15 protein-coding genes are annotated in these 16,911 nt (G+C 72.3%); 3 read left to right on the top strand and 12 right to left on the bottom strand.

Translation table 11 applies throughout. The features are described 5' to 3' along the window. Positions 1–148: 148 nt before the first annotated feature. On the bottom strand, positions 149–1,507 hold the full coding sequence (locus tag M1D56_RS07685) for a replication-associated recombination protein A (protein ID WP_324011364.1): 1,359 nt from the start codon (positions 1,505–1,507) through the stop codon (positions 149–151). 125 nt (positions 1,508–1,632) lie between these two features. On the opposite strand from M1D56_RS07685, the gene M1D56_RS07680 reads away from it, so the two are divergent. The 3 genes from M1D56_RS07680 to M1D56_RS07670 all read left to right on the top strand — a co-directional run bounded on the left by M1D56_RS07680 (position 1,633) and on the right by M1D56_RS07670 (position 4,294). After that, positions 1,633–1,941, top strand: coding sequence for a dioxygenase (locus tag M1D56_RS07680; RefSeq protein WP_456285146.1), 309 nt, complete (start codon positions 1,633–1,635; stop codon positions 1,939–1,941). Positions 1,942–2,028: 87 nt separating this feature from the next. After that, on the top strand, positions 2,029–3,609 hold the full coding sequence (locus M1D56_RS07675; RefSeq protein WP_456285145.1) for a DUF349 domain-containing protein: 1,581 nt from the start codon (positions 2,029–2,031) through the stop codon (positions 3,607–3,609). Between the two features lie 97 nt (positions 3,610–3,706). Next, complete coding sequence (locus M1D56_RS07670) at positions 3,707–4,294, top strand: SAM-dependent methyltransferase (RefSeq protein ID WP_282977663.1); 588 nt, start codon at positions 3,707–3,709, stop codon at positions 4,292–4,294. Here M1D56_RS07670 and M1D56_RS07665 read toward each other — a convergent pair. The 11 genes from M1D56_RS07665 to gatC form a co-directional block, all read right to left on the bottom strand. Beyond that, positions 4,273–6,510, bottom strand: coding sequence for a RelA/SpoT family protein (locus M1D56_RS07665; protein ID WP_271171770.1), 2,238 nt, complete (start codon positions 6,508–6,510; stop codon positions 4,273–4,275). The two genes, M1D56_RS07670 and M1D56_RS07665, sit on opposite strands and share 22 nt — an antisense overlap. Positions 6,511–6,586: 76 nt before the next feature. Further along, on the bottom strand, positions 6,587–7,558 hold the full coding sequence (gene secF / locus M1D56_RS07660; RefSeq protein ID WP_271171769.1) for a protein translocase subunit SecF: 972 nt from the start codon (positions 7,556–7,558) through the stop codon (positions 6,587–6,589). Next, the gene (secD, locus tag M1D56_RS07655; protein WP_456285144.1) at positions 7,558–9,255 is read right to left on the bottom strand and encodes a protein translocase subunit SecD; all 1,698 of its coding nucleotides are present in this window, start codon (positions 9,253–9,255) and stop codon (positions 7,558–7,560) included. Before secD ends, secF begins: the two co-directional genes overlap by 1 nt. A 64-nt stretch (positions 9,256–9,319) precedes the next feature. Next, on the bottom strand, positions 9,320–9,766 hold the full coding sequence (locus tag M1D56_RS07650; protein ID WP_456285143.1) for a preprotein translocase subunit YajC: 447 nt from the start codon (positions 9,764–9,766) through the stop codon (positions 9,320–9,322). An 87-nt stretch (positions 9,767–9,853) separates the two neighbouring features. After that, positions 9,854–10,894: a Holliday junction branch migration DNA helicase RuvB gene (gene ruvB, locus M1D56_RS07645; RefSeq protein WP_282977660.1), complete on the bottom strand. Its 1,041-nt coding sequence runs from the start codon at positions 10,892–10,894 to the stop codon at positions 9,854–9,856. After that, on the bottom strand, positions 10,887–11,507 hold the full coding sequence (gene ruvA / locus M1D56_RS07640; RefSeq protein ID WP_456285142.1) for a Holliday junction branch migration protein RuvA: 621 nt from the start codon (positions 11,505–11,507) through the stop codon (positions 10,887–10,889). Before ruvA ends, ruvB begins: the two co-directional genes overlap by 8 nt. Before the next feature lie 45 nt (positions 11,508–11,552). Beyond that, complete coding sequence (ruvC, locus tag M1D56_RS07635) at positions 11,553–12,119, bottom strand: crossover junction endodeoxyribonuclease RuvC (protein ID WP_456285141.1); 567 nt, start codon at positions 12,117–12,119, stop codon at positions 11,553–11,555. 160 nt (positions 12,120–12,279) lie between these two features. Further along, complete coding sequence (locus M1D56_RS07630; protein WP_456285140.1) at positions 12,280–13,254, bottom strand: hypothetical protein; 975 nt, start codon at positions 13,252–13,254, stop codon at positions 12,280–12,282. 285 nt (positions 13,255–13,539) lie between these two features. Beyond that, the gene (gene gatB / locus M1D56_RS07625) at positions 13,540–15,054 is read right to left on the bottom strand and encodes an Asp-tRNA(Asn)/Glu-tRNA(Gln) amidotransferase subunit GatB (protein ID WP_456285139.1); all 1,515 of its coding nucleotides are present in this window, start codon (positions 15,052–15,054) and stop codon (positions 13,540–13,542) included. Then, positions 15,054–16,583: an Asp-tRNA(Asn)/Glu-tRNA(Gln) amidotransferase subunit GatA gene (gene gatA / locus M1D56_RS07620; protein ID WP_456285138.1), complete on the bottom strand. Its 1,530-nt coding sequence runs from the start codon at positions 16,581–16,583 to the stop codon at positions 15,054–15,056. The genes gatB and gatA overlap by 1 nt, the downstream gene beginning before the upstream one ends. Beyond that, a complete protein-coding gene (gene gatC, locus M1D56_RS07615; protein WP_271171760.1) occupies positions 16,580–16,882 on the bottom strand; it encodes an Asp-tRNA(Asn)/Glu-tRNA(Gln) amidotransferase subunit GatC in 303 nt (100 codons plus the stop codon). The genes gatA and gatC overlap by 4 nt, the downstream gene beginning before the upstream one ends. Positions 16,883–16,911 lie beyond the last annotated feature (29 nt).

Below are 16,911 nucleotides of genomic sequence, written 5' to 3'. Positions count from 1 at the left end.
GCCGCGACTGTCGCGGACACACGGACGTACATCGCTCTTCTCCCGTTGTGGGCGTACGCCGGACTGCCCGGAGGAATGCGAAGAGGGATGTGCCCGGATTTCGAGCCGACTCAGCTTATCAGACCGCGCCGGCGACGCCGCTCGGCGATCAGCCCTCGAGGATGCGGCGGATGCGCTCGAGCCGTGCCGACACCTCGCGCTCGCCGCCGTGGTTCGTCGGTTCGTAGTAGCGCGTGCCGACGAGCTCATCCGGCAGGTACTGCTGCGGCACGACGCCGACGTCGCTGTCGTGCGGATAGAGGTAGCCCTTGCCGTGCCCCAGGCGCTTCGCCCCCGCGTAGTGCGCGTCACGGAGGTGCTTCGGCACGGGCCCCATCCGCCCGGCCTTCACATCCGCGATCGCCGAGCTGATCGCACGGTACGCGGCGTTCGACTTCGCCGCGGTCGCGAGGTAGATCGTCGCCTCGGCGAGCGGGATGCGCCCCTCCGGCATGCCGATGAAGGCGACCGCGTCGGCCGCGGCGACCGCGATCTGGAGCGCCTGCGGGTCGGCGAGACCGATGTCCTCCGCGGCGTGGACGACGAGGCGGCGCGCGATGAAGCGCGGATCCTCCCCCGCCTCGATCATCCGCGCGAGGTAGTGCACGGCGGCGTCGGGGTCGGAGCCCCTGATCGACTTGATGAACGCGCTGATGACGTCGTAGTGCTCGTCGCCCTGGCGGTCGTACCGCAGGAGCGCGCGGTCGACGGCCTGGGACACGTGGTCGGCGGTGATCAGGGGCCGGACGTCGGCGTCTCGCTCCTCTGCCGTCGCGCGGTCGTCCGCCGCCTCCGACGCGGCGACCCCCGCGCTCGCCTCGAGCGCCGTGAGCGCCCGTCGCGCGTCGCCCGACGCGAGCTGGATGAGCGCGGCGCGCGCCTCGGGCGCCAGCACGACCGCGTCGGCGAGTCCGCGCGCATCGGACACGGCGCGGTCGATGAGCGAGCCGAGGTCGTCGTCGGTGAGCGGCTGGAGCGTGAGGAGGAGCGAGCGCGACAGCAGCGGCGAGATCACCGAGAACGACGGGTTCTCGGTGGTCGCCGCGATGAGGATGACCCAGCCGTTCTCGACGCCAGGGAGGAGCGCGTCCTGCTGCGCCTTCGTGAACCGGTGGATCTCGTCGAGGAAGAGGATGGTCGACTGCCCGTACAGGTCGCGCTGATTGAGCGCCTCCTGCATGACCTCGCGCACATCCTTCACGCCCGCGGTGATCGCCGACAGCTCGACGAAGCGGCGGCCCGACGAGCGCGCGATGGCCTGCGCGAGCGTCGTCTTCCCCGTGCCGGGAGGCCCCCAGAGGATGACCGAGACGGTGCCGGGCTTGGTCGCGTTCGGATCGGCGAGGGCGACGATCGGCGAGCCCGGCCGCAGCAGGTGCGCCTGGCCGGCGACCTCGCTCAGCGACGTCGGGCGCATGCGCACGGCGAGCGGCGTCTGCCCCTGGAAGAGCGCGGAGGCGGAGGTCATCGTTCCAGGCTAGTCCGGACCGCCGACACCGGCCTGGGCCAGGGCGACACGGCACGGGTTTGGGAGCCCGCGGGGCGGCGGCGTAGTCTCTTGCCCGGCTCAGACCGTGAACGAAGGAGAATCCGTTGGCCAACGGGAAGAACCGTGCCGAGCGCGAGGCGCGTGAGCGCGCGCGTCTGTACGAGGCCCGCAGGCGTCTCCACGAGGCGCAGGTCGCCCGACGTCGACGCGACAACGTCATCGCCCTGAGCGCCGCCGCCGTCGTCATCGCGGGCGCCATCGCGGCGCAGGCGCTGTTCTACTCCGTCGGCCCCGGCGCACCGGAGCCGACCCCGACGCCGTCGCCGTCGCCGACCGGGACCACCGTCCCGGCGCCGCTCGAGACGCCCGCGGCCACGACGCCCGCACCCTCGGAGACGCCCGCAGCGGAATGACGTCCGCCGCAGACCGCGGCCACGGCCCGTACTAGGCTGGGGCGCGTCCTGTTCCCCTCCCGCGGATGCCCGCGCAAGGAGATTCCTGTGTCGATTCCCGAGCACACCCCCCAGACCGAATCCACGCCCGAGGAGGCGGCCGTCGCGGCCGACGTCGAAGCGACGACCGCCGACGCGGACGCGCTCACGGAGAAGGCCATCGCCGACAGCGCCGTCGTCGAGGCCGGCGAGGTCCCCGCCCCCGACGGCGATGACGCCGCGAGCCCGGCGGCTCCCGCCGACGAGACGCCCGCCGAGGACGCACCCGTTCCGACGGACGAGACCCCGATCGAGCCCGAGCCTGCGCCGGCCGCCGCGGCGCCCGCCCCCGTTCCGTCGCCGCGTCCGGGTCCTCCGGCTCCCGCGGCGCCCGCCGAGCCGACCGAGCCCGGCGCTGTCGTCGTCGAGGAGACCTGGGGCCGCGTGACCGAGAACGGCGTCGTGTCCGTCCGCGAGGGCGACCAGTGGCGCGTCGTCGGCGAGTTCCCCGACGGCACGCCGCAGGAGGCGCTCGACTACTTCGTGCGCAAGTTCGCCGACCTCGAGTTCAAGGTCGCGACCCTCGAGCAGCGCCACACGCGCGGCGGCGCCTCCGCGAGCGACCTGCGCGGTCAGGCCACCCGCCTTCAGAAGGACGTCGTCGGTGCGACGGCCGTGGGCGACCTCGCCGGCCTCGAGAAGCGGCTGACGACGCTCATCGAGGCGCTCGCCGAGGCGACGGCCGAGGAGGCCGCGGCCGCCCGCGCCGCCGTCGAGGCCGCGATCGTCGAGCGCACCGCGATCGTCGAGAAGGCCGAGGCCCTCGCGGCGCGCGATCCCAAGACGGTCCAGTGGAAGCAGGCGACGGCCGAGCTGTCCGACCTCTTCGCGGCCTGGCAGAACCACCAGCAGAACGGGCCGCGCCTGCCCAAGGCGCAGGCGCAGGCGCTGTGGAAGCGATTCCGCGATGCCCGCTCGACGGTCGAGCGTCAGCGTCGCGCGTTCTTCGCCGAGCTCGACGAGGTGCACAAGGCCGCGCGGGACGCGAAGAACCGCCTCATCGAGCGGGCCGAGGCGCTCGCGCCGCGCGGCGAGGAGGGCATCCCCGCCTACCGCACGCTCCTCGACGAGTGGAAGCGCTCGGGCCGCGCAGGCCGCAAGGCCGACGACGCGCTCTGGGCGCGCTTCAAGGCGGCCGGCGACGCCCTGTACCAGGCGCGCGCCGAGCGCGACGCCGCCGAGCAGGCCGAGTCGGCTCCCCGCATCGAGGCGCGCAAGGCCCTGCTCGAGGAGGCGAAGGTCGTCCCGGACACGAAGGACCTGACCGAGGCGCGCCGCATCCTGACGGGCATCCAGCGCCGCTGGGACGAGGTGGGCCGCATCTTCCCGCGCGACGTCGAGCGCGGGCTCGACGACCAGCTCCGCAAGATCGAGCAGGAGCTCAAGCAGCGCGAGGACCTCGACTGGAAGCGCAACAACCCCGAGACGAAGGCCCGCGCCAACGACCTCGGCAGCCAGCTCCGCGAGGCGATCGAGAAGCTCCAGGAGGAGCTCGCCGCCGCCGAGGCGAAGGGCGACCGCAAGGCGATCGCCGACGCCAAGGAGGCGCTCGAGGCCCGACAGGCCTGGCTGCGCGCGATCGGCGGCTGACCGCGCTCCGCAAGCGGCCCTCGTCCACCGGACGGGGGCCGCTTCGTCGTCCACAGGCATCCACGCGACCCCCGACGCGCGCGGGACACTGGCCCGCATGAGCACCGCCGTCCTCTTCCCCGGGCGGCGCTTCAGCGTCGCGGAGCTGCGCGCGGCGTGCCTCGACGGCGAGCTCGTCCCGTTCGGGGAGGGCTTCCTGCCCGCGGACGCGCCCACCCCGCCGCTCGTCCGGGCCGCGGCGCTCGCGCCGCTTCTGTCGCCGAGCTGCGCGTTCGTCGGGATGGCGGCGGCCTGGATCCACGGGGCGACCGGCGAGCCGCCGGACCCGCTCGACGTGCAGCGAGCGGTCCCCTGGCGCATCACCCGCGTCGTCGATCGGCGTCTCCGCTTCCACGACCAGGAGCTCTCCCCCGCCGACGTCGCTCTCCTCGGCGACACCGCGGTCGCCACGCCGGCGCGCACCCTCGCCGACCTGGCGCGGGACGCCGCGCGTCCCGATCCACGACACCGCGGATCAGCCGATGCCGTGGCGCGCCTGGCCGCCGACGAGTCCACGCGGCGCGCGGCGCTCGCGTGGTTCCGCGCGCATCCTCGGCGCACCCACGCGGTCGCGGCCGTCGCCCTCCTCCACGAGCTCGGACCGGACGGCCGGGGCGCGGCCGATCAGGAGGACGTCACGCGGTAGACGTCGTAGACGCCGTCGATGCGGCGCACGGCGTTCAGCACGCGATCGAGATGCACCGTGTCGCCCATCTCGAACACGTATCGCGAGATCGCGAGGCGCTCGCGCGTCGTGGACACGTTCGCCGACAGGATGTTGACGTGATGCTCGCTGAGCACGCGCGTGATGTCGGACAGGAGGCCTGCGCGGTCGAGGGCCTCGACCTGGATCTGCACGAGGAAGACGCTCTTGGTCGTCGGCGCCCACTCGACGTCGATCATCCGCTCGGGGTTGTCCTTGAGCGCACGGACGTTCGTGCAGTCCGCGCGGTGCACCGAGACGCCCTGCCCGCGCGTGATGAAGCCGACGATCTCGTCCCCGGGCACGGGCGTGCAGCACTTCGCGAGCTTCACGAGGATGTCGTCGGCCCCGCGCACGAGGACCCCCGAGTCCCCGCCGTGCACCTTCCGCTGCGACGCGGTCGCCGGCAGGTCGAGCGGACCCGTGGCGGGCTCGACCGTCTGGTGCAGCGCGGTGACCTTCTCGAGCACCGACTGCGTCGAGGTGTGCCCCTCGCCGACCGCGGCGTAGAGCGCGGAGACGTCCTCGAGGCGCAGCTGGTGCGCGACCTCTGCGAGCGAGTCCTTGAGGTTCTGCAGCGGCATGTTGTGGCGGCGCATCGCGCGCGCGATGGCCTCCTTGCCCTGCTCGATGGCCTCGTCGCGGCGCTCCTTCGTGAACCAGCCGCGGATCTTGTTGCGCGCGCGCGAACTCTTGACGAACGCGAGCCAGTCCTGGCTCGGGCCCGCGTCGGGGTTCTTCGAGGTGAAGACCTCGACGATGTCGCCCGAGTTCAGCTGGGAGTCCAGCGGCACGAGACGTCCGTTGACCTTGGCGCCCATCGTGCGATGGCCGATCTCGGTGTGCACGGCGTAGGCGAAGTCGACGGGGGTCGCGCCCGCGGGCAGTCCGATCACGCGTCCCTTCGGCGTGAAGACGTAGACCTCCTTCGCGCCGATCTCGAAGCGCAGCGAGTCGAGGAACTCGCCCGGATCCTTCGTCTCCGCCTGCCAGTCGCTCAGGCGCGCGACCCAGGCCATGTCGGTGTCGGACAGCCGCTCGTCGACCTGCCCCGAGGCCATCCGCTCCTTGTACTTCCAGTGCGCGGCGACGCCGTACTCCGCCTGCTGGTGCATCTCCTGCGTGCGGATCTGGATCTCGACCGTGCGCCCGCCCGGGCCGATCACGGTCGTGTGCAGGGACCGGTAGAGATTGAACTTGGGGGTCGCGATGTAGTCCTTGAAGCGCCCGGGAAGCGGGGTCCAGCGCGCGTGGATCGCGCCGAGCACCGCGTAGCAGTCGCGCACGCTGCTCACGATCACCCGGATGCCGATGAGGTCGTAGATGTCGTCGAACTCGCGTCCGCGCACGACCATCTTCTGGTACACCGAGTAGAGCTGCTTCGGACGGCCGACGACGGTCCCGCGGATCCGGAGCTCGTGCAGGTCGATGCTCACGTCGTCGATGACGCGCTGCACGTACTGCTCGCGCTGCGGGGTGCGCTGCTTCACGAGGCTGTCGATCTCGTTGTAGATCTTGGGGTACAGCACGGCGAAGGAGAGGTCCTCGAGCTCGGACTTGATCGCCTGGATGCCCAGTCGGTGCGCGAGCGGCGCGTAGATCTCGAGGGTCTCCGTCGCCTTCTTCTTCGCCTTCTCGGGGGGCACGAAGCCCCACGTGCGCGCGTTGTGCAGGCGGTCGGCGAGCTTGATGACGAGCACCCGGATGTCCTTGGACATCGCGACGATCATCTTGCGGACGGTCTCGGCCTGGGCGCTCTCGCCGTACTTGACCTTGTCGAGCTTCGTGACGCCGTCGACGAGGAGCGCCACCTCGTCGCCGAACTCGGCGCGGAGGTCCTCGAGCGGGTACCCCGTGTCCTCGACGGTGTCGTGCAGCAGCGCCGCCGCGATCGCCTTCGGGCCGAGCCCGAGATCCGCGAGGATCTCGGCCACCGCGAGCGGGTGCGTGATGTACGGCTCGCCGCTCTGGCGCTTCTGGCCCCGGTGCTTCTCCGCCGCGACCTGGTACGCGCGCTCGATGATCGCGATGTCGCCGCGCGGGTGGTTCGCGCGCACGGAGGTGAGGAGCTTGGAGAGGTCGGCGTAGCGGGGTGCCCTCGAGAAGATCCGCGGCACGAGCCGGCGCAGGCTCGTCGGGCTCGAGATGCTGTCCGCCATCGCTCTCCTCCCGCGCCCGCCGGGCGTGGACATCATCCTACGCCCGGCCGGACACGCGCCGGTGCGGGGGTCGCGGTCAAGCCCGGGCCTCGAGCACGCGCGCGTCGCGCTGCGCGATGGCGGGCTCCTTCTCGCGCATGAGCGAGTACAGCGGGGCCGACACGAACAGCGTCGAGTACGTGGCCACGATGATGCCCACGAAGATCGACAGCGAGATGTCGGAGAGGGTCTCCGCGCCCAGCCAGAACACGCCGATGAAGAGGATCGCGGCCACCGGCAGGGCGGCGACGATCGACGTGTTGATCGAGCGGATGAGGGTCTGGTTGACGCCGAGGTTCACCGACTCGCCGAACGTGCGGCCGGAGATCTCGCCGTCCTCCGCGGTGTTCTCGCGGATCTTGTCGAACACGACGGTCGTGTCGTACAGCGAGTAGCCGAGGATCGTCAGGAAGCCGATCACGGCGGCGGGCGAGATCGCGAAGCCCGCGAGCGAGTAGATCCCGATCGTGATGACGAGAACGTCGACGAGGCCGATGATCGCCGCGACGGACATCTTCCACGTGCGGAAGTAGATCGCCAGGATGACGAACGTCAGCAGGAGGAAGACGCCGAGACCCCACAGCGACTGGCGGGTCACGTCGGCGCCCCAGGTCGGGCCGATGAACGAGTCGGTCACCTCGGCCTGATCGACGCCGTACCCCTCGGCGAGGGCGGCGGAGACCTCGCGCGTCTCGTCCTGCGACATCTGCGAGGTCTGCACGCGGATGTCGGCGCCGCCGACGACCGTCACCTTCGCCTCGGCGTCCGGGACGACCGAGTGGACCGCCTCGGTCGCGATCGACTGGTCGGTGCTCGACGGCGCCGACACGGTGTACTGCGACCCGCCGGTGAACTCGATCGACAGCTCGACGCCGCGCACGAACGGCGCGAGCACCGAGAGCGCGATGAGCGCGATCGCGAGGATGAACCAGGTCCTGCGGCGGCCGACGAACGGAACCGACGCCTTGCCCGTGTAGAGGTCGTTGCCCCACTGTGCCATCGAGCGCATCAGACGTTCTCCTCCTTGCCGACGCGCTCGGCTGCGAGGCGCTCGGCTTCCTTCCGTTCCGCGATGGTCTGGCGTCGCTCCGCTTCCCCTCGCGCGCGCTGCGCGCGCGGCGCGACGGCGACGGGCTCGCGGAACTGGGCGCGCCCGCGGTACACGGCGCCGAGCGCCTCGGGGTCGAGACCGGACAGCGGATGGCCGCCGCCGAAGAAGCGCGTGCGCGCGAGCAGCTGCATGACCGGGTGCGTGAAGATCACGAAGATCAGCACGTCGAGGACGGTCGTGAGGCCCAGGGTGAACGCGAAGCCCTTCACGGTCGCGTCGGCGAGGATGTACAGCACCACGGCGGCGAGGATGTTGATCGACTTCGAGATGTAGATCGTGCGCTTCGCGCGCGCCCAGCCGTCCTCGACCGCCCCGGTGATCGTCTTCCCGTCGCGCAGCTCGTCTCGGATGCGCTCGAAGTAGACGATGAACGAGTCGGCGGTGAAGCCGATCGTCACGATGAGGCCCGCGACGCCCGCGAGCGAGAGCCGGTAGCCGAGGCGCCACGAGAGGATGCAGAGGAGGATGTAGGTGAGCACCGCCATCACGGCGAGCGACGCGATGATCACGAAGCCGAGCGCCCGGTAGCTGATGGCGACGACGTACAGCGCGACGAGCCCGAGACCGATGAGGCCGGCGATGAGGCCGATCTGCAGCTGCTGCGAGCCGAGCGTCGCGGAGATCGTGTCGGACGAGACGACCTCGAAGCTGATCGGCAGGGCGCCGAACTTCAGCTGATCGGCGAGGGTCTGCGCCGTCTCCTGCGTGATGCCCTGGCCCGAGATGCTCGGGCGCCCGTCGGTGATCACGGCGTCCATGGTCGGCGCCGAGATGACCTTCCCGTCCAGCACGAACGCGAACATGTTGTATGGCTGGGTCTGGCCGTAGAGCGCCTGGCTGACCTCGCCGAAGGTCTCGGTGCCCTCCGCGTCGAAGCGCAGCTGCACGGCCCACTGGCCGTTCTGCTGCTGCACGACCGCCTGCGCGTCGGTGATCGACGAGCCGTCCATCTCGAGCGGCCCGAGGAGGTACTTGGCCGTGCCCGACTCGTCGCACGCGATGAGCGGCTGATCGGGCGACGCCGCGGCCGGGTCGCTCGGCTGGGCGCAGTCGTAGGCGAGGTACTCCGCCTGGAGCCGCGGCGTGATCCACGCGGGGTCGTTGCCCGCGGTCGGCTCGGCCGTGGGCGTGGCGGGAAGCGACGGGTCGGGCGTCGGGTAGGGCGTCGTCTCGCCGTCCTCGCCCACGAACGTGTTGGACGCCTGGTTGGCGTACAGCACCTTGCGCAGCTGCATCTGCGCGCTCGCCTGCACGCGCTCGCGCGTCGCGTCGTCGGCGACGCCGGGGATCTGCACGACGATGTTGCTCGCGCCCTGCGTCGTCACCTCGGCCTCGGAGACGCCGGATGCGTCCACGCGCTGGCGGATGATCGTCACCGCCTGGCGCATCTGCTCGTCGGTCGGGGTCGCGCCGTCGGTCTGCGCTTCGAGGACGATCTGCGTGCCGCCCTGGAGGTCGAGCGCGAGCTCGGGGACCCACGAGCTCTTCTGGAACACGTGCACGCCGAGCGCGTTGATGCCGAAGAGCACCGCGGTCAGGGCGAGGAGGCCGGTGAGAGTGCGCAGCGCTCTGCGCGTCGGTGAGGATGTCGCCACGGGACGTCAGCTTTCCGGTCGGCCGACCGCCCCGCTCTCCGCGGGCCGGCCGGTCAGGGAGATGTCAGTTCTTGGGCTTGTCGTCGCCCGGGAGCTCGGTCGAGCCCGTGCCGTCGGCGTCCGGCGCGCGGTCGTCGGTCGTGGGCTTCTCGACGTCGGCGCCGCTGAGGTTGAGCAGCTCCTCCTCGGCGTCGGCCGGCTCCTCGTCCGCCGGAGCGTCCTCGTCGGCCGTCTCCGCGACGGCCGTCTCGGGAGCGAGGTCGATCGCCTGGGCGTGCACCTCGATCACGACGCCGGGCGCGATCTCGACCTCGGCGGGCTTCGTGAGGTCCTCGGGGTCGAAGGCGACGATCGTGCCGAACAGGCCGCTGCGCGTCATGATGCGCGCGCCGGGCACCATCTGCAGCTGGCGGCGCTCCTGCTCCTCCTTCATCTTCTTGGTGCGGCGGCGCGAGCTGATGAACATGAACACCAGCAGCGCGGCCAGGACGACGAGGAGGAGGATATCCATGGAGGAAGCGCCTTTCAGACGTGCGTGAGCCGTCATCGGCTCGGGAGGGTGACGACGCCGGAGAGCCCGACGCGAAGTCTTCAGCGATTATAGGTCATCGAGTTTCAGCGGCGTCTGCCCGTGCGCGGCGTGGGCGACGCCGAGGTGCGCATAGGCCTCGGGGGTCGCGATCCGGCCCCGGGGCGTGCGCCCCATGAAGCCGATGCGGACGAGGTACGGCTCGACCACGCTCTCGACCGTGTCGGCCTCCTCCCCGACCGACACCGCGAGCGTGCCGAGCCCGACGGGGCCGCCGCGGAACCGCCGCACGAGCGCGTCGAGCACCGCCCGGTCGAGGCGATCGAGCCCGATGCGGTCGACGTCGTACAGCTCGAGCGCGGCGCGGACGTCCTCGAGGGAGGCCGCCCTGCCCCCTGCGCGCACGAGCGCGAAGTCGCGCACGCGCCGCAGCAGCCGGTTGGCGATGCGGGGCGTCCCGCGCGATCGGCGGGCGATCTCCTCGCGCTGCGGGCCGGCGAGGTCCATCCCGATCACGCGCGCCGAGCGCGCGATGACCTGCTCGAGCTCCTCGGGCTCGTAGTACTCGAGGTGCGCCGTGAAGCCGAACCGGTCGCGCAGCGGGTTCGGCAGCATTCCCGATCGCGTCGTCGCGCCCACGAGGGTGAACGGCGCCAGGTCGAGCGGGATGCTCGTCGCGCCCGCGCCCTTGCCGACCATGATGTCGATCCGGAAGTCCTCCATCGCGAGGTAGAGCATCTCCTCGGCCGTGCGGGCCATCCGGTGGATCTCGTCGATGAAGAGCACCTCCCCCGGCACGAGGCTCGACAGGAGCGCCGCGAGGTCGCCCGCGTGCTGGATGGCCGGGCCGCTCGACATCCGCAGCGGGCGGCCGCTCTCGTGCGCGACGATCATGGCGAGCGTCGTCTTGCCGAGGCCGGGCGGTCCGGCCAGGAGGATGTGGTCGGCGGGGCGGTCCTGGATGCGCGCGGCGTCGAGGAGGAGCTGGAGCTGGCCGCGCACCTTGTGCTGGCCGACGAACTCCTCGAGGCTCGCGGGACGCAGCGCCCCCTCGATCGCGAGCTCGGTGTCGTCTGCGGGCTCGGGCGATGCGATGTCGCGCTCAGCCACGTGCGCCTCCCGGCTGCGCGGGGCCCAGCGCCGCGAGCGTGAGGCGCAGCAGCGCCTGGACCGAGGCGCGATCCGCGACGGACGCGGTCTCCGCGGCCGCGGCCACCGCATCGGCGGCGACGCGCTCAGGCCATCCGAGCCCCGTCACCGCCTGCGTGAGCTGCGACACGACGTCGTGCGGGGCGCCGCCGACGCGCGCCGCCGACGGCGCGGGGGCGGCGAGCTTGCCCTGGAGCTGCAGGGCGATGAGCTTGGCGGTCTTCGGCCCGATGCCGGACACCTTCCGGAACGGCTTGTCGTCCTCATTCGCGACGGCCTCGGCGATCTGGTCGATCGTGAGGCCCGACAGCACGCCGAGCGCCGACTTGGGGCCCACGCCCGTCACGCCGAGGAGGATCGCGAACACCTCGAGCTCATCGCGCTCGGCGAACCCGAACAGCGCGAGCTGATCCTCGCGGACGATGAGGTGCGTGTGCAGGAGGATCTGCTCCCCCGTCCGCGCGGTGCGGGCGACGTCGACGGGGACCGCCACGGACAGGCCGACGCCCCCGACCTCGACGACGACGCTGTCGGCGCCGGTGTGCAGCACGGTTCCGCGCAGAGACGAGATCATCCCTCCACCCTACGGTGCGTCGTACCTATGTTCGAGACGACACGCTCACCGCGCGACCGCGCCGCGCGTGCGCCGCTCCGCGGCCGCCCAGGCCCGCTGGGCGGGGGTGAGCGCGTCCGCCGTCGCCGCGGTCGGAGCGGGGCCGCCCCGCCATGCGTGGCAGAGCGCGAGCGCGAGCGCGTCGGCGGCGTCGGCCGGGCGCGGCAGCTCGTCGAGCCGCAGGACCCGCGCGACCATCGTCTGCACCTGGAGCTTGTCGGCCGACCCGTAGCCCGTTATCGCCGCCTTGACCTCGCTGGGCGTGTGGGTCGCTGTCGGCAGGCCCGCCTCCGCGGCGAGGAGGAGCGCGACGCCGGCCGCCTGGGCCGTTCCCATCACGGTCGAGCGGTTCTGCTGCGCGAACACGCGCTCCACGGCCACGACGTCGGGCGCGTGCGCGGCCAGCACCTCGCGGATGCCGCGCGCGATGATCGCGAGCCGCTCGGCCACGGTCGCCTCGACGGGCGACCGGACGACGCCCACGTGCACGAGCGCGGCGGTGCGATCGCGCTGCACGTCGACGACGCCCACTCCGCAGCGGGTGAGTCCGGGGTCGATGCCGAGCACGCGCATGCCTCCACGCTACGCGCCCGTGGCATCCGCCCCGGGACCCCGCGCCGGAACCCCTGCGGCGGATCCGTCCCCGCCGCCGACACGCCGGCCTCGGCGCCGAGAGTGCGGCCCGGCGCCGAGAGTGCGCGCCCGGGCGCAGTCTCGGCGCTGGTTCGCGGTCTCACGGGCGCGCGCCGAGCGCAGCGGGAAGCGTCATGAGCAGAGCGTCGCGGGGTGCGCGACGCTGCGGCAGCCCCACGGTGCGGAGCGCGGCGATCAGCTCCGCGGGCGCCCGCACCTCCGACCATCCCCACCGCACGACCTCGCCGCACTCGCGAAGGAAGCGCTCTCGCCGCTTCTCGGCGAGGATGGCCTCCGCGGGAGCGCCCCGCGAGCCGTCGTACTTGAGAGCGCCGTCCGCCTCGCCGGTGATGCGCTCCGCGCGCCACCGCATGTCGACGCGGAAGTCCCCACCGCGCGTCGGCACGACGACCTGGAGCTCCGGGACGTCGAAACCGGACCACGCCACGACGCACCGGCTCGCGCTCTCCAGCGGGGTCTCGGCGAGTCCGTCCGCGAATCGGATGGCCTCCTCCGCCTTCGCGCGGCCGCGGGCACCCCTCCACCGCGCGTTCCGTCGGAGCAGCTCGGCGCCATCCGGTGCGTCCGCGCGTCGCAGGAGCGCGTCGAGCATCGCCGTTCCGATGACAGGGTGCCGGAGGCGAGCGACATCGAGCGCGGTGTCGGCCGGGCCGACCGCCGTGACGCCCGCGGCGCTGACGAGCTCTCGCGGCCGGGCGCTCCGGTGCGCTCGGACTCCCGCGGTCGCGCGGGAGGTCCCGTTCGCCGTCAGCACGTGCACCTCGTCGGGGTGGCCGAAGACGGGTGCGCCCTGCAGAGCCGCCGCGGATTCGAGACAGAGGACGGCCTCGGGATGGAGGAGGGCGAAGGCGTGCACGCGCGCGAGGTAGCGCTCCCACGGTCTCAGTCCGCGATACGCCGCAGCCTCGGCGTACACCCCGCGGAAGAGGCGCACGAGCCTGCCCCGCTGCTGCGCGCGGTCGAGACGGACATCCGAGTCGCGCGGCAGGAGCAGCGGGATCGGCGAGGGCAGGATCGGCGAGGGCAGGATCTGCGGAGAGACGAGCTCGGACATGACATCAGGCTCTGGTCTCGTCGACGCCGCATCCGCGCCGAGGCGCCGCTGTGGACGCGACGCGCCGGACGACGCACGACGTGCACACCGCGACGCCCGGGGGCACAGGCCCCGTCGCACGCGCTCGAACCGTCGAGACAGCACGCCGGCGCCCGGCGACGGTGCGCGCGCCGAGCGCCGCGGCAGGGCCTCCCCGCTCGGCGCGAGGCCCGGATGAGCCGGGGTCGGCACGCGCGTTGACGCACGGACGGGAGCCCGCGCCGAGGCGCGGACTCCCGTGTGGCGCTACTGCTGCGCGCGCTCGAGGATGAGCTCGCGCACGCGCGCGGCGTCGGCCTGGCCCTTCATGGCCTTCATGACGGCGCCGATGATGGCGCCCGCGGCCTGGACCTTGCCGTCCTTGATCTTCGCGAGCACATCCGGCTGCGCGGCGAGGGCGTCGTCGATCGCGGCCACGAGGGCGCCGTCGTCCGACACGACCGCGAGTCCGCGGGCGTCGACGACCTCCTGCGGGGTGCCCTCGCCCGCGATGACGCCCTCGAGCACCTGGCGCGCGAGCTTGTCGGTGAGCGTGCCCGCCTCGACGAGCCCCTGGAGGGCCGCGACGTCGGTCGGGGCCACGAGCTCGGCGGGCTCGCGACCCTCCGCGTTCGCGATGCGGGTGATCTCGCCCGTCCACCACTTGCGAGCGGCAGCGGGCGACGCGCCGGCGGCGACCGTGGCCTCGACCTCCGCGAGCAGCCCGCCGTTCGCGACGTCCTGGAACTCGAGGTCGGTGAAGCCCCACTCCGTCTTGAGACGACGACGGCGTGCCGCGGGCGGCTCCGGCAGCGCAGCGCGCAGCTCCTCGATGAGGGCCTCGGTCGGCTCGACCGGCAGGAGGTCGGGTTCCGGGAAGTACCGGTAGTCGTCGGCGTCCGACTTCGGACGGCCCGGCGAGGTCGTGCCGGTGTCCTCGTGCCAGTGCCGGGTCTCCTGGATGATCGTGCCGCCCTCGGCGAGGATCGCGGCCTGACGCCGGATCTCGTAGCGCACGGCGCGCTCGACCGAGCGCATCGAGTTCACGTTCTTCGTCTCGGTGCGGGTGCCGAGCCGCTCGGCGCCGCGCGGGCGGAGCGAGACGTTCGCGTCGCACCGGATGTTCCCGCGCTCCATGCGCGCCTCGGAGATGCCCAGACCGCGCGCGATCTCGCGGATCGTCGCGAGGTACGCCTTCGCGAGCTCGGGTGCGCGATGCTCCGCCCCGAAGATCGGCTTCGTGACGATCTCGACGAGCGGCACGCCCGCCCGGTTGTAGTCGACGAGCGAGTACTCCGCTCCCTGGATGCGGCCGGTCGAGCCGCCCACGTGCGTGAGCTTGCCCGCATCCTCCTCCATGTGCGCGCGCTCGATCGGGATGCGGAAGACGTCGCCGCCCTCGAGCTCCACCTCGATCTCGCCCTCGTAGGCGATGGGCTCGTCGTACTGGCTGATCTGGTAGTTCTTCCCGAGATCGGGATAGAAGTAGTTCTTGCGCGCGAACCGGCTCGACGGCGCGATCGAGCAGCCCAGCGCGAGCCCGAGGCTGATCGACGAGCGGATGGCCTCCGCGTTGACCGTCGGCATGGAGCCGGGAAGGCCCAGGTCGACGGGCGCCACGAGCGTGTTCGGCTCGGCGTCGTGGAACGCCGAGTGGGCGGGGTTGCCCGCCTCGGAGAACATCTTCGTCTTCGTGTTGAGCTCGACGTGGACCTCGAGGCCGATCACGGGCTCGAAGAGCTCGAGGGCCTTGTCGAAGTCCATCAGCTTGTCCTTGGCCATCAGCGGGCCCCTCCTTCGAGCAGCGATCCGCCCAGTCGCGGCGCGCGGTCCAGCAGCGGGCCGCCCCACGCGTCGACGAGCAGCGCCTCGAGGGCGGCCCCGACGCGGTAGAGGCGGGCGTCCTCGCGCGCCGGCGCGAGGAACTGGATGCCGGTGGGCAGCCCGTCGTCCGACGCGAGACCGGACGGGATCGAGATGCCGGGCACGCCCGCGAGGTTGGCGGGGATCGTCGTGAGGTCGTTGAGGTACATCGAGAGCGGGTCGTCGATCTTCTCGCCGATGCGGAACGCGGTCGTCGGCGCGGTCGGCGTCGCGATGACGTCGACGTCCGCGAACGCGCGCGCGAAGTCCTGCTGGATGAGCGTGCGGACCTTCTGCGCGCTGCCGTAGTAGGCGTCGTAGTACCCGGCGGACAGCGCATAGGTGCCGAGGATGATGCGGCGCTTGACCTCGGGCCCGAAGCCCGCGTCGCGCGTGGCCGACATGACGTCCTCGACCGTCCCTCCGGGGACGTCGACGCGCATGCCGAAGCGCACGGAGTCGAACTTCGCGAGGTTGCTCGAGGCCTCGGCGGGGAGGATGAGGTAGTACGCGGCGACCGCGTACTCGAAGTGCGGGGCACTGACCTCGACGATCTCCGCGCCCTGCGCCTCGAGCGTCTCGAGCGCCGCCCGGAACGACTCCGCGACGCCCGGCTGGAAGCCGCTGTCGGGAAGCTCCTTCACGACGCCGACGCGCAGGCCCTTCAGCACATCGCCGCGCGCGCCCTCGCGGGCCGCGTCGGCGAACGAGGGCCACGCGTCCGCGAGCGACGTCGCGTCGTGCGGGTCGTGCCCGCCCACGACGTCGTGCAGGAGCGCGGAGTCGAGCACCGTCCGGGTGACCGGGCCGATCTGGTCGAGCGACGATGCGAGGGCGATCGCGCCGTAGCGGCTCACGCCGCCGTAGGTCGGCTTCACGCCGACCGTGCCGGTGACGTGCGCGGGCTGGCGGATCGATCCGCCCGTGTCGGAGCCGAGCGCGAGCGGCGCCTCGAAGGCCGCGACGGCGGCGGCGGACCCGCCGCCCGATCCGCCGGGGATGCGGTCGAGGTCCCACGGGTTGCGCGTGGGCCCGTAAGCCGAGTGCTCGGTCGACGAGCCCATCGCGAACTCGTCCATGTTCGTCTTGCCGAGCGGCACGAGGCCGGCCGCGCGCGCCCGGGCGACGACCGTCGCGTCGAACGGCGACATGTACCCCTCGAGGATGCGCGAGCCGGACGTCGACGGCATGTCGGTCGTCACGAGCACGTCCTTGATCGCGAGCGGGACGCCCGCGACTGGTCCGAGCTCCTCGCCCGCCGCGCGACGGCGGTCGATGGCCTCGGCGGCCTCGAGCGCGTGATCGCTCACGTGGAGGAAGGCGTGCACGTCGCCGTCCACCTCGGCGATGCGGTCGAGGTGCGCCTGCGTGGCCTCGACGCTCGAGATCTCGCCCGCCGCGAGCTTCTCGGCGAGGTCGGCGGCGGTCAGTCGGATGATGTCGCTCACTGCTGCTCCTCGCCCAGGATGGCCGTCACGCGGAACCGGGCGCCGTCGGCGTCCGGCGCGTTCTGCAGCGCCTGCTCGGTCGTGAGCATGCGGCCGACCTCGTCGGCGCGGAAGACGTTCTGCATCGGGATGGGATGGCTCGTCGCCGGGACGTCGGAGGTCGCGACCTCGCCGACCTTCGCGATGTTGTCGACGATCGCGTCGAGCTCTCCGGTGAGGCGGGTCACCTCCTCGTCGTCGAGCTGGATCCGGGCGAGCACACCGAGATGGCGCACGAGATCAGGGGTGATTTCAGACACCCGACAAGTCTAGGCGGTGGCGGTCTGCG

The organism is Microbacterium sp. JZ101 (genome assembly GCF_053903175.1).
Note: the sequence above shows the minus strand (reverse complement) of the source record. Positions and strands in the feature narration are given on the sequence as shown.